The 15,154-nt window shown below is 58.1% G+C and carries 11 protein-coding genes; 2 read left to right on the top strand and 9 right to left on the bottom strand.

What is annotated here, in order from left to right; all coding sequences use genetic code 11:
- Nucleotides 1–20: 20 nt before the first annotated feature.
- The 3 genes from pssA to TU84_RS19730 form a co-directional block, all read right to left on the bottom strand.
- Nucleotides 21–1,364, bottom strand: a complete 1,344-nt coding sequence (pssA, locus tag TU84_RS19740) for a CDP-diacylglycerol--serine O-phosphatidyltransferase (protein ID WP_048372052.1) — start codon at nt 1,362–1,364, stop codon at nt 21–23.
- Nucleotides 1,365–1,512: 148 nt separating this feature from the next.
- Nucleotides 1,513–2,649, bottom strand: a complete 1,137-nt coding sequence (locus TU84_RS19735; protein WP_048372050.1) for a glycerate kinase — start codon at nt 2,647–2,649, stop codon at nt 1,513–1,515.
- 120 nt (nt 2,650–2,769) lie between these two features.
- On the bottom strand, nt 2,770–3,867 hold the full coding sequence (locus TU84_RS19730; protein ID WP_048372047.1) for a sugar diacid recognition domain-containing protein: 1,098 nt from the start codon (nt 3,865–3,867) through the stop codon (nt 2,770–2,772).
- Nucleotides 3,868–4,025: 158 nt separating this feature from the next.
- Here TU84_RS19730 and TU84_RS19725 point away from each other — a divergent pair, with 158 nt between their 5' ends.
- Entirely contained in the window at nt 4,026–5,339 is a 1,314-nt protein-coding gene (locus TU84_RS19725) for an MFS transporter (RefSeq protein WP_048372046.1), read from the top strand.
- Nucleotides 5,340–5,413: 74 nt separating this feature from the next.
- Here TU84_RS19725 and TU84_RS19720 read toward each other — a convergent pair whose 3' ends face one another.
- The 6 genes from TU84_RS19720 to TU84_RS19695 form a co-directional block, all read right to left on the bottom strand.
- Nucleotides 5,414–6,625, bottom strand: coding sequence for an amino acid deaminase (locus TU84_RS19720; RefSeq protein ID WP_048372044.1), 1,212 nt, complete (start codon nt 6,623–6,625; stop codon nt 5,414–5,416).
- Nucleotides 6,626–6,641: 16 nt separating this feature from the next.
- Nucleotides 6,642–7,031 carry a RidA family protein gene (locus TU84_RS19715; protein WP_048372043.1) on the bottom strand — a complete coding sequence of 130 codons (390 nt, stop codon included), beginning with the start codon at nt 7,029–7,031 and terminating at the stop codon, nt 6,642–6,644.
- A gap of 51 nt (nt 7,032–7,082) precedes the next feature.
- A complete protein-coding gene (locus TU84_RS19710) occupies nt 7,083–9,335 on the bottom strand; it encodes an ATP-dependent DNA helicase (RefSeq protein ID WP_048372041.1) in 2,253 nt (750 codons plus the stop codon).
- The gene (locus TU84_RS19705; RefSeq protein WP_048372156.1) at nt 9,332–10,981 is read right to left on the bottom strand and encodes a VRR-NUC domain-containing protein; all 1,650 of its coding nucleotides are present in this window, start codon (nt 10,979–10,981) and stop codon (nt 9,332–9,334) included. Before TU84_RS19705 ends, TU84_RS19710 begins: the two co-directional genes overlap by 4 nt.
- 157 nt (nt 10,982–11,138) lie before the next feature.
- A complete protein-coding gene (locus tag TU84_RS19700; protein ID WP_048372039.1) occupies nt 11,139–12,581 on the bottom strand; it encodes a hypothetical protein in 1,443 nt (480 codons plus the stop codon).
- A 318-nt stretch (nt 12,582–12,899) separates the two neighbouring features.
- Nucleotides 12,900–13,916 (bottom strand): zinc-dependent alcohol dehydrogenase family protein, encoded by a 1,017-nt coding sequence (locus TU84_RS19695; protein ID WP_048372037.1) that lies wholly within the window; start codon nt 13,914–13,916, stop codon nt 12,900–12,902.
- Between the two features lie 278 nt (nt 13,917–14,194).
- On the opposite strand from TU84_RS19695, the gene TU84_RS19690 reads away from it, so the two are divergent.
- The gene (locus TU84_RS19690; protein WP_048372035.1) at nt 14,195–15,109 is read left to right on the top strand and encodes a LysR family transcriptional regulator; all 915 of its coding nucleotides are present in this window, start codon (nt 14,195–14,197) and stop codon (nt 15,107–15,109) included.
- Nucleotides 15,110–15,154 lie beyond the last annotated feature (45 nt).

Genomic DNA, 15,154 nt, shown 5'->3' with positions numbered 1-15,154 from the left:
CTTATCGCTTGCGGCTGGATTCAAAGAATCCTGTACAACAGGCGTTCGATTCGTACCCGGCTGACGCGGCGCAGGAACTTGGCCACGGCGGGTGGGTAGTCTGTCAGGGTTTCGAGATTTCTGAAGTGATCGATGCGCTGGGTGTGGGCGAAGATCGCTTCCAGTTCCTTGCGCCGGGGTTCGAGCAATTCGCGACGCGGGTCGTCGATCAGCAGGCCGTTTTCCAGGTCCAGGCGGAACGCTCGCGGGTTGAGGTTGTTGCCGGTCAGCAAGGTGTAGCGGTCATCAACCCACATGCCTTTTAGGTGATAGGTGTTGTCACCGTCACGCCACAGGTGCAGGTTGAGCAAGCCGCTGTCGATCTGGCGCTGATGGCTTTTGGCAAAACGACGCAGGCTCAGTTCGTACAGGTAGGGCAATGCTGCGATCACCCTGAACGGTTCACTCGGCGGGATATAGAAGTCGTTGGCGGTCTTGTCACCGACCACGATGTCGATCTTCACCCCACGCTCCAGCGCACGGTTGATCTCGCGGGTGACGGGCAGCGGCAAGTTGAAATACGGCGTGCAAATGGTCAATTGCTGCTGACTGCTGGCAATCAACTCGCACACCACCCGGTTCAGCGGGTTGTTTTTGCCAACGCCCAGCAGCGGGCTGACAGACAGGCCAAAGTGCCCGACCGTGCCGTGTGTGGTGTCGTAACTGGCTTTTTTCAGATGGCTGCGCAAGTTGCCGATGGCGCTGCGCAGGCTGCGCGTGGTCGGCAATGACGGCAGATCAAGGCGGTGCACGGCCTTGGCTTCAATCAGGTCATGCTGAACAAAGTGCTGCATGGAATCCGCCAGCGCCTTGTTGTTCAGCACGTGATAACGGTCGTAGCGGTACTTGTCCAGCTTGTGCAAATACACGTTGTTCAGGCTGGCGCCGCTGTAGATCACGCAGTCGTCGACAATAAAGCCCTTGAGGTGTAGCACCCCGAACAGTTCACGGGTTTGCACCGGCACGCCGTAAATCGGCACCTCGCTGTCGTGAGCCGCCGTTTGCGCCTGATACCAGGCCGCGTTGCCGGGCTGCTTGCCCGCGCCAATCAGCCCGCGCTGTGCCCGCAACCAGTCAACCACCACCGCAATTTCAAGTTCCGGACGTGCCGCTTTGGCAGCGTGCAAGGCGTCGAGAATTTCCTGGCCGGCTTCGTCCTGTTGCAGGTACAAGGCCACCAGCGTGATCCGATGACGAGCGCCAGCGATATGCGCCAGCAGGCTGCGACGGAACTCGGCAGCGCTGGGCAAAATGCTGAACGCATCGGCAGACAATGGAAAACTGCGCAGTTTGGGCAACAAGGAACGTTTGAAGAGCGACGGCATAGGGCTCGCAAGGGTCGAATGCAAAAGACCGCACAGCTTACACGATTCTTGGCAACTGCATTAACTGTAGGAGCGAGCTTGCCTCGCGATCTTTTTAAAGATCAAAAGATCGCGAGGCAAGCTCGCTCCTACAGAGGGCCGGCTGCGATTACAGGTTACGCAACGTCAACAAACGGGCGATGTCGCGCGCGCGGTCGGTGAGCAATTGCGCAGCCTGGGCGCAGGCGTCTTCGAGGCTCATCGGGCCGCTGGTCAAGGCGAAGGCGGCGTGTATGCCATGGGCGTACAGGGCCTGATAGCCCTCGCCCAACGTACCGGCCAAAACCACCACCGGCACGCCGTGGGCCTGGGCGATACGGGCAACACCAAACGGGGTTTTGCCACGCAGGGTCTGCGCATCAAAACGCCCTTCCCCGGTGATCACCAGGTCTGCGCCCTTGACCGCTTCGGACAAACCAACCAACTCGGCGACCACCTCGACCCCGGCGCGAAATTGCGCGCCAAAGAACGCTTTGGCGGCAAAACCAAGCCCGCCCGCAGCACCCGAACCCGGCTCATCACGCACATCCTTGGGCAAGACCTTGGCGCAATGATCGGCAAAGTGCCCGAGGGCTTGATCCAGCAGGCGCACTTGCTCAGGCGAGGCACCCTTTTGCGGGCCAAAAATGGCTGACGCGCCATGCTCGCCGCACAGCGGATTGTTGACGTCAGCCGCGATTTCAAAACGCACGTCATTCAAACGCGGGTCCAGACCGGTCAGATCAATGCGTGCCACGTTGGCCAAGGCCAGGCCGCCATGGGCCAGAGGTTGGTCCTGGTCATCGTACAAACCCAGACCCAACGCTTGCAGGGCACCGGCACCGGCGTCGTTGGTGGCGCTGCCGCCGATGGCCAGGATGATGCGCTGGGCTCCTGCATCCAGCGCGGCCTTGATCAACTCGCCGGTCCCGAACGTGCTGCTGATGCAGGCGTCGCGCTCATTGCGGGCGACCAACTGCAAACCGCTGGCCTCGGCCATTTCAATGATTGCGGTGCGGCTGTCCGGCAGCCAGCCCCAGTTGGCCTCGACCGCAGCACCCAAAGGCCCTTGCACGCGATTACGGCGCAGTTGCCCGTTACCGGCGGCGACAATCGCATCCACCGTCCCTTCGCCACCATCGGCCATGGGGCACGTGATCAACTGCGCATCCGGCAGCACATCGCTGAATCCGGCAGCAATGGCATCGGCGACTTTTTCAGCGCTCAGGCTGTCTTTGAACGAGTCGGGGGCAATCACGATTTTCATGGGGCGAATCTCCAGTTCTTATGCCTTTCATGCTGCCAGTAATCAGCTGCAAACACGCCGGTCTGGTGCACAAGCAATCACAGGGTTTGTTGTTCATTTTTACAACCGCAGCTGTGCAGGCTAGCTGTGTGGCAGCAATTGCACCCCCAGGTACAGCGCCAGCATGCCGTTGAGGCTTAACGGATCAACCCCGCTCAACTCGGCAATACGCTCCATACGGTAGCGCAGGCTGTTGCGGTGGATGCCCAGCGCATCGGCACATGGCTGGCTCTGGCCGTCGTGTTCGCACCAACTGCGCAGTGTTGAGATCAGTTGGCCGTTACTGTCTTTGGCCACCACTTTGTGCAGCGGCCCTAACAGCTCTTCGAGGGCATCATCGTTGCGATGGCGCCACAACATCACCGGCAAGCGATAACGGTTGAGCGTTAAAACCCGGGTCTGTGGCAACACATCCCGACCATAAGCCAGCAAGTCCCCGACCCGTCGATAACAGCGGCGCAAGCCCTTCAAGCCATCGGCCTGACCGCCTGCGGCAACGCGCAAGACGTTCCAGCCCAGGCCATCAAGGCGTTCTAGCAAACGCAGGTCGTCCAGCGCGGTGATCGAGGGGCGACACCACAACAACGAACCGGTGCCCGGGGTCACGCACCAGCTGTCCGGGTAGCGAGCCTGCAACCAGGCGCTCAAGGCTTCGGCGCTTTGCCCGGAACCCAGTTCAAACAAAAACGGAATGCGTGATAGCTGTGGCTTAAGCCCCAGCTGTTGGGCTTCATCAATCAGCCGGGGCGAGTCGCCCGCATCACTGAGCAATAAAGCCACCAGGTCATCGCAACGCTGCCGCCGCCATTGTTGTTCGGCCTGCTGATGACGCTGGCCCACCAGCATTTCGGCGGTCATGCGCACCAACTCGGCATAGGTGCGCAACAACTCGGGTTCGCCGGTCAAGCCGAGCACGCCAATCAGGCGCTGGTCGAGCAACAACGGCAGGTTGATACCCGGCTGCACGCCTTTGAGGTGCTTGGCCGTTTGCGTGTCAATCTCGACCACCCGTCCGTTGGCCAGGACCAGTTGTGCACCTTCGTGCCGTGTATTAATGCGCTCTGGCTCACCGCTGCCTAGAATCAGGCCCTGGCTGTCCATCACGTTTACGTTGTACGGCAAAATGGCCATCGCTCGATCAACGATGTCCTGCGCCAGATCATGATCCAGTTCAAACATGGGGTGACAATCCTTGGAAACATTTGTTCATGGGCACAGGCGGGTGGCCAAAAGGCTGTGCATTGGCACAAAGACAGCAACGCCGAGGTGACCGAGACTCATGCAGCGATCAACGTTAACCTCGGATCGTGAAAAAACATAATAAAGAGAGACAAAAGATGTCACAGAGCGCCAACACGACGCTAACCAGCGATGACGACAAAAACGCCATCTACAAGCGCATCACCCTGCGTTTGATCCCCTTTATCTTCATCTGCTACCTGTTCAACTACCTCGACCGGGTCAACGTTGGATTTGCCAAGCTGCAGATGCTCGACGCACTCAAGTTCAGCGAAACCGTATACGGCCTGGGCGCCGGTATTTTCTTTATCGGCTATGTACTATGCGGCGTACCGAGCAATCTGGCGCTGACCCGCTTCGGCCCACGGCGCTGGATTGCGGTGATGATGATCACCTGGGGCCTGCTCTCGACCTGCCTGATGTTCGTCACCACGCCAACTCAGTTCTACGGCCTGCGTCTACTCACCGGCGCCGCCGAAGCCGGCTTCTTCCCCGGCGTGGTGCTGTACCTCTCGCAGTGGTTCCCGACCTTCCGCCGTGGTCGCATCATGGCGTTGTTCATGTCGGCCATTCCGGTGTCCGGCTTGCTCGGCGGGCCTTTCTCCGGCTGGATTCTCAGCCATTTTGCTGCCGGTCAGGGTGGCTTTGCAGGCTGGCAGTGGATGTTTCTGCTGCAAGGGATTCCGACCGTGCTGCTGGGTGGCCTGGCGATTTTCCTGTTGAGCGACAGCTTCGCCAATGCCAAATGGCTGAGCGCCCACGAACGCGCAGTACTGGAAGCCGACCATCAACTGGACGCCGCCAACCGGCCCTCCACGGCGACTGATTCGCTGCTGGCGGTGTTCAAGAACCCGGCCATCTGGGCGTTTGGCTTGATTTACTTCTGCATTCAGAGTGGCGTGTACGCGATCAACTTCTGGCTGCCGTCGATCATCAAAAACCTGGGCTTCAATGACGCCTTGGTCATTGGCTGGATCAGCGCGATCCCCTACTTGCTGGCGGCAGTGTTCATGTTGCTGGTGGGGCGTTCTGCCGACCTGCGCAAAGAGCGGCGCTGGCACTTGGTGGTGCCGATGCTGATGGGTGCAATCGGGCTGATCATTGCGGTCAACTTCGCCACCCAGCCAGCCATTGCGATTTTGGGCCTGACCATCGCGACCATGGGTGCGTTGACCGGTCTGCCGATGTTCTGGCCGGTGCCGACCGCCCTGCTCAGCGCCGGTGCGGCAGCGGGTGGCCTGGCCTTGATTAACTCGATGGGGCAGATGGCGGGCTTCTTGAGCCCTTACCTGGTCGGTTTTGTCAAAGATGCGACCGGCTCTACGGATGTGGCCTTGTACATGCTGGCTGCCGTGATTGTCGGTGGCAGCCTGCTCGCCTTGCGCATGACCCGGGGCATGACCAACGCTTGATGTTCATACCGTTGCCTCGCGATCTTTTTGATTTTTAAGATCAAAAGATCGCGAGGCAAGCTCGCTCTTAGCGGTTAGAACTCGATGTTCAGCTGTTCAACCACGTTGAACTGCTCGTCCACCAGGCAACCGACGCGCCATTTGTCGAAGGTCAGACACGGATGTGAGGTACCAAAGCTGATGATGTCGCCGATGGTCAGCTCAATGCCCGGGGCAACAGTCATAAAGGCATGCTGGTCCATCACGGCAGTGACCCGGCATTCGCTGACGTCATCGCCCAACGCAGGCACTACGCCTTCACGGTAACGTTTTAGCGGCATCGGCAAGCCCGCATCGTAGGCCACATCACGTTTGCCCAACGCAACAACGGCAAAGCCCGGCTCGGGCAGCGATTGCACGTGGGCCCAGACTTCCAGCGCCGGACGCAGACCTTCGTGCAGGTCGCTGCGTCGATCCAGCACGCAGCATTGCGCCTCTTTGTAAATGCCGTGATCGTGAACCACGTAGCTGCCGGGGCGCAGTACGCTGAGGAATCGCCCGCTGGCCGACTCGGCGGCGAACGCTTCGGCAATCAAGTCATACCAGGCAGACCCCGACGCCGTAATAATCGGTTTATCGAGAGCAAAGGCGCCGTCTTTTTGCAGATGCAGGGCCAAACGCACCAGCGACGCTGCAAAAGCACGAATCTCGCTGATCGCTGTGTCGCCACGAATCACCCCTTCGTAGCCTTCGATGCCCGTCAACGCCAGCGCTGGCTGGGCGTTGATCGCCGCCGCCAGAGCCAGCACTTGCTCCTCTGTGCGACAGCCGCAACGCCCGCCAACCACGCCATACTCGATCATCACGTTGAGACGCTGGCCGCGCTCGGCAAAGAACGCGCCCAGGGCCGCGACGTTGTCCGGGTGATCCACCATGCAGTAGAACTCGAACGCCGGGTCCGTTTGCAGCTCGGCTATCAGTGCCATGTTCGGCTGCCCCACCAACTGGTTGGCCATCAGCACGCGGCGCACGCCGGCGGCATAGGCCGCACGGGTTTGCACCGCAGTGCCCAAGGTCATGCCCCAGGCGCCCTGCTCCAGTTGGCGGCGAAACAAGGCCGGGGCCATGCTGGTTTTGCCGTGGGGGGCCAAGACTGCGCCGCTGCGGGTCACGAAGTCCTGCATCCAGTGAATGTTGTGTTCCAGCGCCGCACGGTGGATCACCAGTGCAGGCAAGCTGACGTCACGCACCAGATTGTCGGCACGTTTGCCAGCGCCCTTGGGCACCAGCGCTGTGTTGAGTGGCATCGGTATACCTCGTGTGTCAGACCTTGGCTTTGTAGGCGATGCAGTCGATCTCGACCTTGCAATCGACCATCATCATGGCCTGAACGCAGGCGCGGGCCGGGGCATGTTCGCTTTTGAAGTACGACGCAAAGACCTTGTTGAAACTCCAGAAATCACGCGGGTCTTGCAGCCAGACGCCGGCACGCACCACATCTTCAAGGCCATAACCGGCTTCTTCGAGAATCGCGATGAGGTTTTGCATGGTCTTGTGGGTTTGCTCAACAATCCCGCCGTTGATGATTTCACCGTTTTCCATGGCCACCTGACCCGACACGTGCAGCCACCCATCGGCCTCGACAGCGCGGGCAAATGGCAAGGGTTGACCACCGGCGCCCACAGCGCCAGTACCGTAACGTTTGATGCTCATAAGCAGGGCTCGGTTAGTGAACAGGCTGGCAGTGTGGCACACGCCACGCCATCAGCCCAATTGCCACCAACCGGGCAGCAGTTGCTGCACCTTGGGCTCGGCAAAGCGGTCATCGATCAAGAACAGCGTGCCTTGGTCGCTTTGGGTACGGATCACGCGCCCGGCGGCCTGCACCACTTTTTGCAGGCCTGGATAGAGGTATGTGTAGTCATACCCCGCGCCAAACAGCCCGGCCATGCGCTGCTTGATTTGCTCATTGACCGGGTTCAATTGCGCCAGCCCAAGGGTGGCGACAAATGCACCGATCAGCCGCGCCCCCGGCAAGTCGATGCCCTCGCCAAACGCACCGCCCAGCACGGCAAAGCCAACACCTTGGCTGGCCAGGGTGAATTGATCAAGAAAGCCTTGGCGCGCGGCTTCGTCCATGCGTCGTGATTGCAACCACTGCGGCACCTGCGGATGGCGTTCGGCGAGCAACTCTGCAACCTGTTGCAGGTAGTCAAAACTGCTGAAAAACGCCAGATAGTTGCCGGGGCGCTGCGCGAACTGGGCCGCGATCAATTCGACGATGGGCGCCAGGGACGCTTCGCGGTGCACATAGCGGGTCGAGATCTGGCTGACCACCTGCACTTTCAGTTGCTGTGCACTGAACGGCGATTCGACATCGATCCAGACCGTATCGGCAGGCAACCCCAGCAGGTTGGCGTAATAAGGGCGCGGGCTGAGCGTTGCCGAAAACAGAACGTTGCTCTGCGCGCTGGCCAGCCGCGGGCCGATGAATCCGGCCGGGACAATGTTGCGCAGGTTGAGTTGTGACACTCGCCGCCGGCCAGCATCGCGCACGCTGACGTCGAACAAAAAGTGCTGGTCAAACAGCTCTGCGACCCGATTGAACTGCAAGGCTTCGAAATAGAAGGCTTGCAGGTTGCCTGTCAGCCCTTGCGGATGATCGTTGAGGTAGTCACCGATTGCCGTTATGCAGCCCGACAACGCGCTGAGCCATTTAGCCGGCAGCTGCGGATGCACCTGATAAGGCCCGGTTTGTTCCTTGTGCAGCGCATTCCATTCACGATTGAGGCGCTTGAACGGCTTGTCGAGCGGCGCCGGGGCGTTCTGCCGCACGCTGTTGAGGGTGTGTTGATCAAGGCTGGCGCTGTACATTTGCCGCGCCCGCTCCACCAGGTTATGGGCCTCGTCGACCAGCGTCGCGACCCGCCATTGATTGGCTTGGGCCAGACCGTAGAGCAAGGCCGTAAAGTCGAAATAGTAGTTGTAATCGGCAATCACCAGATCAGCCCAGCGGGCCATTTCCTGGCTCAGGTAGTACGGACACACCTGATGGTCCAGGGCGACGCTACGTAATGTCTGCTGGTCCATCGGTGACTGGGCAACGGCCGCCTGACGCGCAGCGGGCAGGCGATCATAAAAGCCCTTGGCCAACGGGCAGGCATCGCCATTGCAGGCGTTTTTGGGGTATTCACAGGCCTTGTCCCGAGCCACCAGTTCCAGCACGCGAAACGGGCTCTGCGAACCTGCCGGGTACAGCACTTGTGCAGCCTCCAGCGCCAATTTGCGGCCGGGCGTCTTGGCGGTCAGGAACATCAACGTGTCGAGCTGTTGCTTGGGCATGGCCTTGATCAAGGGGAACAAGGTGCCAATGGTTTTGCCAATGCCGGTGGGCGCCTGGGCCATCAGGCAACGGCCGCCGCTGGCTGTTTTGTACACGGCCTCGGCCAGGCTGCGTTGCCCGGTACGAAACTGCGCATGAGGGAAGGCCAACTGCTGCGCCGCTTCATCGCGAGCCTGACGGTGGCGCATCTCCTGCTCGGCCCACGTGAGGAACAGCGAACATTGCTGATTAAAGAACTGTTCGAGGTCGGCTGCCTTCCAGGTTTCTTCGACGCGTGTTTCTTTCTCGCTAACGATATCGAAGTACACCAGCGCCAGATTCACCTGGGGCAGTTGCAGGCTTTGACACAGCAACCAGCCATACACCCGGGCCTGAGCCCAGTGTAGTTGCCGGTGGTTGACGGGGATCGAGGCAAAGTCGCCGCGAAAGGTTTTCACCTCTTCCAGTACGTTGCCCTGCGGGTCATAACCGTCGGCACGACCGCGCACGGTCAAGCTCTGGTACTGGCCTTCAAGGCTCACTTCGGTTTGATACCCGGCACTGCGCCGTGAGGCTACTGTACGATGCCCGGCAATGCCCTGCTGCGCCGTCGGCGACGGGGTAAAGCGCAAGTCAAGATCGCCGACCTTGGCCGTGAACTCGCACAAGGCGCGCACTGCCACGCGATAACTCAAGGGCGAGCGTCCTGCCATTGCACGTAACACACCGTGACCGGCATCTGATGTTGCTCGCACAGCGCGAGCCAGCGCAGTTGGTTGTCTTGCAAGCGGTCACCGGGGCCTTTGACTTCGATCATGCGGTAAGCCTTTTGCGCTGGCCAGAACTGAATCAGGTCAGGCATGCCGGCACGATTGGTTTTGATATCTTGCAACAAACGCTTGAACCAGACTTTCAGGTGTTCAGGCGGCAAGCACAGCAAGGCATCGTCCAGCAGGCTTTCGCTCACATAGTCCCAGGCCACAAAAGGTGACTGCACGCCGAATTTGGCGGCGTAGGTGGCGCGTATGGTGTGTTGGTATTGCAGGCTATCCAACTGCGCCAGGCAGGCGTCGAACAACTCTGCACGCCTGGAAAAGAAATCTTGATCGAGCAAATCGGCCGGGCCGCTTTGATAAGGGTGAAAAAACGCACCCGGCAGCGGTGCGAAAATCGCCGGCCAGCACAGCAAGCCGAACAGACCGTTGATCAAAGTATTTTCGACGTAGTAAACCGGAGCTTCAGGCGCTTGCAGGTGGTTAACCACTTTGAACTCAACCGACAGGGGTTCATCACGATCGAGGCTCAGGTCCAGGCGCTCGATCGGTTGCGCCTTGGGTCGCTCCAGCGCCGCCAGGCCTAGCTTGCGGCGCAAACGGGGCAGCATGCGCAGCAATTGCTGTTGCTCAGCGTCGGTAAAAGGCGCATCCGCATTGGGCTTGGTCAACGCCATGGCCTGCTCAAACTCACCCAGCAGCTCAAGCACCCTAACCATGCGCAAACGCACCTCAGGGTGCTGGCTGTCACGGTAGACCCGTAAAGCCTGGGGCAACTCCCCTGCCCGCTCGTGGAACTGGCCGATTTGAAACAACAAACGCGCCCGACGGCGTTGCAGCCAGCGGTTGTCGCTGTGGTATTCCAATACCCTGCCCTGTACGTCAAGCACATCGCCGCCCGCTTCAAACGACTCACGACAGGCATAGAGGTGCAGGTAGCCGTCAATATCAGCCCGGCAGCGCAAGGCGCGTGATTCCGGGCTGAACGCCACTGTTTCGTAGTTAAACAGCCCCAGGTCAGCCAGTACCAGGTCCGGCCAGCCCTGGCTCAGGTTGCCAAAGAACATCAGTCGCAAACGATCGCTCAAGTCCCGGTAATTAAGGGTGTATAGCTGTTCATCCAGTGCGGGATGCCATTTATTGAAGCTTTGTTGATGAGGGAAATCGGCTGCAAGATCCTCCAGCCACGCGGTCTTTTTACCCTTGGGCTGGGTGATGTGCGCACTGAAACAGCCAAGGATCTCGGGCTTGGTCAAGACCTCAAACACCTCGGCCAGTACCAAGGGCGCCTGATCATTCACCCAGCCGCCCTCCACCAAAGGCTGCGCAGCAGAGCGGATATCACCTATTTCTGCATAACTGAGCTTGCTCGCGCGAAAATGCGCGCCTTTACGCATTACCATTCGCACCCACAGCGCTTGTGAGGGCGTTGGCAGCTGGCCAAAACCGGCAATAAATTGCTGTTCTTCAGGGCTCAGGACATCCTCATACCGGGCAGCAACCCAGGCGAGTACATGCTGAAAGTTTTTGAGGTAGTAAAACGGGTCTTGTAGGGGATCAGAAATCACAGGCACAACAAACCACTGGCTTAGGTTACTGGTTATGCATACAGATAGCAGTTCGCCTACCCGGCTGGCAAACCCTATTGGATGAGCGGCCGGGAAGTTCCCGTGTGGTAGCCGCTGACCCGGGACCAGGCAGCGGCTTCAGATTTACGGTTGAACCTCAGAGCTGCTTGTCTGGGTCATGCATCCACAGTGCGGCAATCAAGGACTTACCGGCTGAGAAGTCTGTTTTTGACATACCGAACAGCACACGAAGTGATGACACAGGTAGCCCGCTGACTGATTCAAGCCACTTTACATCAGCCTCAGACGCGGCATTTTCCTCCATCAGGGTCTGTCGCAAGTCATTGCGTACATGGAGTTTTTCGGGATGACGTTGTTGTAAAAACACTTCGAGGCCGCTTGCCTGATCCACAAACGGTGAATACAGAGCGCAGATCAGATGTTCATCGGTCATGCCATGAAGTTCGGCCAGATAGTGAGTAATGGTTTGTCGTAGCCTTTCAATGCGCTTTGGCGTATTAAAACTGCTGCCCAACTTTTTAATCACCTGACCTTTATAGCGTTCGTTAGTTCGATTGTCGGCGCTGGCCTTGCGCAAAAAATCTTGCACTCCAACATGGTATTCATCCCCGCAGTGACAGACACCGCGAATAGCCTGTATGTGCGCAGACAATAAAACAACAGCAGCCTGGGGTTCTTCAACATCCAACACCTTTACATTCCAAGAGCCTTCTACAAACATCAGCACTTGCGAATGCAGCATATCGACTTCATAAGAGAGGCAATCAAAGACGTTGATAATATTAATTTCGCTGTCTGCGCTGTGTGCCCCCAACAGATTCAACGGCACAGGAAGACGCAACCAGTGTTTAAAGTCATCATCCAGTTTTGAACATAATTTAACTGCACTTTCAAAGTCTTGGGCATACAGAGCATTAGCCGCATGCCCCTGTTTAAGCGCTACCTGCCGTATCCATTGAGTGTATTCACCCAAGTGTTCAGGCGGGCGGCGATCAATTAACGCATCAACGTGCCCACCCCATTCGCAGGCGCGCCGGTAAAGCTTGGCCCGTGATAGCAGATCGGCATAAAAGAACGTCGCTCGGGGCGCAGCTTCCGAGAGATGCCCTGCCATCAGTATTTGTGTGCGATCCATGACCGACGCCAAGCGCTCAAAGGCTACCGGTATGTGTTTGTCCAACCGCCTGACTTGCGTCTCATCCACCATCAGCAGCTCCACTGTTGGATCGTCATACACAAACAACTCATTGCATTGTGTCTGTATTCGCGCCATGACATTGGTCGTGACACGAGGCTGACGCAATACGGCAATACGCAAAGTAAATGTTTCGGGGGTACGACCGGCAATACTCAGTTGGGCTGCACGTAAAAAAGCCAAGGTGTAAGCGCATTCTTTGCCGCCTTCATGGACCACCATGACCCGATAACTTCCAATCCGTTCCAGCCCTCCTGCGGCGACTAATATGCGTTGAACCAACAGTTGCAACGCAATGCGTTCGGGACGACTAAAAAACCCCAGCAGCCGGTGTAGAACTTGTTGATAAACAAAATGCATGGCTTGTTCATGAAAGTTGCTCATGGGCTATTCCTCCAGTTCGACCGCTGTATTATCGACAGCCCTCAGCGCCAAGCACACCGTTACCTAATGGGTTCGCCTCATAACAGATGCGACCCACATATGCATAGGAATTCACCTACACATAAAACACACACAAAAGAATATTTTTCCAGTTTGGAAAAATCTAAACGAATTGATCCCCGACATTAAAAACTGCCAGCATCACTATTCAATAAACAAAAGCAGGCCCATGTTTATTCATGCGCAACAAAAATGCCCTTGAACTCAAGGTTCAAGGGCAGGCTGTTTGCAACTGCAGTCAGTCTGTGGGTTTAAAAATTACCCCAGCTCCAGTGCCACACGTCCACGGCATGGGCAATCGTCCATGTAGCGATGGGCTTCAACGAACTTATCGAAGGGGAACACTTTTACGTCCAGAGGCAGCAACACCCTGTCGGCGGTTAACTGGTTGATTTCACGCAGGGCGCGCTGGATGGCCTCAACGTCCTGGTCAATGCCCAACTCCGGCTTGCCAGTGAAGTTACCGATACAGTGCACAAAAAACTGAATATTCTTCTGAAAACAGGCACAGGCTGGCAGACGCGTCTGGTTGCCACCTTGCAGACCGTAGAGCACCAGGCTGCCGCGAGGTGCCAGCACGTCACCCAGTACTGACATTTGCGGACCACCCAGGCCATCAAATACGGCGTCCACGCCTCGGCTGTCGGTAATCTTGTTGACCTGCATCAGCAGGTCCTGCTCCTCGGTCACGATGACGTGATCGGCACCCAGGCCCAGCAGGTATTCGCGCTCTTCACTTTCTTTGGTCGCAGCGATGACCTTCGCCCCCAACGCTTTGCCCAACTGCACAAATGAGGGACCGGCACAGTGGCTGGCATCGGTAATCAATACCGATTGACCCGGCTTGATACGCGCCAGATCGACATAAGCGAAATAGGCTATCAACAGCGGGGTGTAATGGGTGCTGGCCTGCACCGGGGTCAAAATATCCGGATAACGGGTGAGCGCGGAACGCGGCATCACGATCTGCTCACCGTAAGTGGGGAACTCATTGGCGCTTTGAGCCGGGAAGCTCGCCACCTTATCGCCCACCGCCAAGTCATCAACGCCCTCACCCACGGCGGTAACAATGCCAGCCATTTCGTGGCCGATACCCGCCGGCAAACGCGCCGGGCTTGGCGCCAGGTTCTGGCGCCAGAGCACGTCATACCAACTGATACCTATCGCCTCGACACGCACCTGCACTTCGCCATGCGCAGGCACAGCGACAGGGTGCTCTTCGCACTTGAGCACCTCAGCTGGCCCAAACTTGTGAAAACGGATCGTGCGCGACATCACAAACCTCGCCTTATTAATCGCTAATACCACGGGACTTTATCCGGGCTTTGTGCGCAAGACTAACAGACAGCATTAATAGTCGACATGCCTGACATTGATCCGGCGCGTTTTTTAACCGTGAACTGCGCCGCAAAAAACCTTGAAATTGCCGCCTATAAGCCCTGAAACACGCCTCCTCAATCCAAGAAAGGCAATCTACCGAGTGACGATTTATGACCTTTGCCAGTAAGATCCATTACCTGACTTTCCGTTGACCCTTCAGTGAATCCCGCCAGATGAACCGTAACGACTTGCGTCGCGTCGATCTGAACTTGCTGATCGTCTTCGAAACCCTGATGCATGAACGCAGTGTGACCCGTGCCGCCGAAAAGCTTTTTCTGGGGCAACCGGCCATCAGTGCGGCCTTGTCACGCCTGCGCAATTTGTTTGACGACCCCTTGTTCGTGCGTACCGGCCGCAGCATGGAGCCCACAGCGCGGGCGATAGAGATTTTCGCGCTGCTGTCACCGGCACTCGACTCCATCTCCACCGCCGTCAGCCGTGCTTCAGAATTCGACCCGGCCACCAGCACCTCGGTGTTTCGTATTGGCTTGTCGGATGACGTTGAATTTGCCCTGCTGCCGATGCTGCTCAAGCGCTTGCGCGCTGAAGCCCCTGGCATCGTCCTCGTGGTGCGGCGAGTCAACTACATCCTCATGCCACCGCTATTGGCGTCGGGAGAGATATCGGTTGGCGTCAGCTACACCACCGACCTGCCCGCCAATGCCAAGCGCAAAGTCTTGCGCCGCAGCCGATCCAAACTACTGCGTGCCGACACCATGCCCGGCGCCATGAGCCTGGACGACTTCTGCGCGCGGCCCCACGCACTGGTCTCATTTGCCGGCGACTTGAGCGGCTATATCGACACCGAACTCGAAAAAACCGGACGCAAGCGCCACGTCGTACTCGCAGTGCCGCAGTTCAATGGTTTAAGCACACTGCTGGCGGGCACCGACATCGTCGCCATGGTCCCCGACTACACCGCCGAAGCCCTCACCGCCGCCGGCGGCGTGCGCGCCGAAGACCCGCCGCTTGAAATAGAAAGCTTTGAACTGCACATGGCCTGGCGCGGGGCACAGGACAACGACCCGGGAGAACGGTGGTTGCGGTCGAGGATTCAGATGTTTTTTGGGGATCCGGAGAGTCTTTAACTACAGCCAAGAAATGTCTCGTCAGGCCCCAGCCTTCCAACAAAA

The organism is Pseudomonas helleri (assembly GCF_001043025.1).
GTDB lineage: Bacteria > Pseudomonadota > Gammaproteobacteria > Pseudomonadales > Pseudomonadaceae > Aquipseudomonas > Aquipseudomonas helleri.
This window is presented reverse-complemented; position numbering and strand designations above follow the sequence as displayed.

Excerpts from the sequence above, each read along its gene's own strand:
- pssA (WP_048372052.1), bottom strand. The coding sequence starts at position 1,364 with ATGCCGTCGCTCTTCAAACGTTCCTTGTTGCCCAAACTGCGCAGTTTT.
- TU84_RS19730 (WP_048372047.1), bottom strand. The coding sequence starts at position 3,867 with ATGTTTGAACTGGATCATGATCTGGCGCAGGACATCGTTGATCGAGCG.
- TU84_RS19690 (WP_048372035.1), top strand. The coding sequence starts at position 14,195 with ATGAACCGTAACGACTTGCGTCGCGTCGATCTGAACTTGCTGATCGTC.
- TU84_RS19700 (WP_048372039.1), bottom strand. The coding sequence starts at position 12,581 with ATGAGCAACTTTCATGAACAAGCCATGCATTTTGTTTATCAACAAGTT.
- TU84_RS19695 (WP_048372037.1), bottom strand. The coding sequence starts at position 13,916 with ATGTCGCGCACGATCCGTTTTCACAAGTTTGGGCCAGCTGAGGTGCTC.
- TU84_RS19715 (WP_048372043.1), bottom strand. The coding sequence starts at position 7,031 with ATGAGCATCAAACGTTACGGTACTGGCGCTGTGGGCGCCGGTGGTCAA.
- TU84_RS19720 (WP_048372044.1), bottom strand. The coding sequence starts at position 6,625 with ATGCCACTCAACACAGCGCTGGTGCCCAAGGGCGCTGGCAAACGTGCC.
- TU84_RS19725 (WP_048372046.1), top strand. The coding sequence starts at position 4,026 with ATGTCACAGAGCGCCAACACGACGCTAACCAGCGATGACGACAAAAAC.
- TU84_RS19735 (WP_048372050.1), bottom strand. The coding sequence starts at position 2,649 with ATGAAAATCGTGATTGCCCCCGACTCGTTCAAAGACAGCCTGAGCGCT.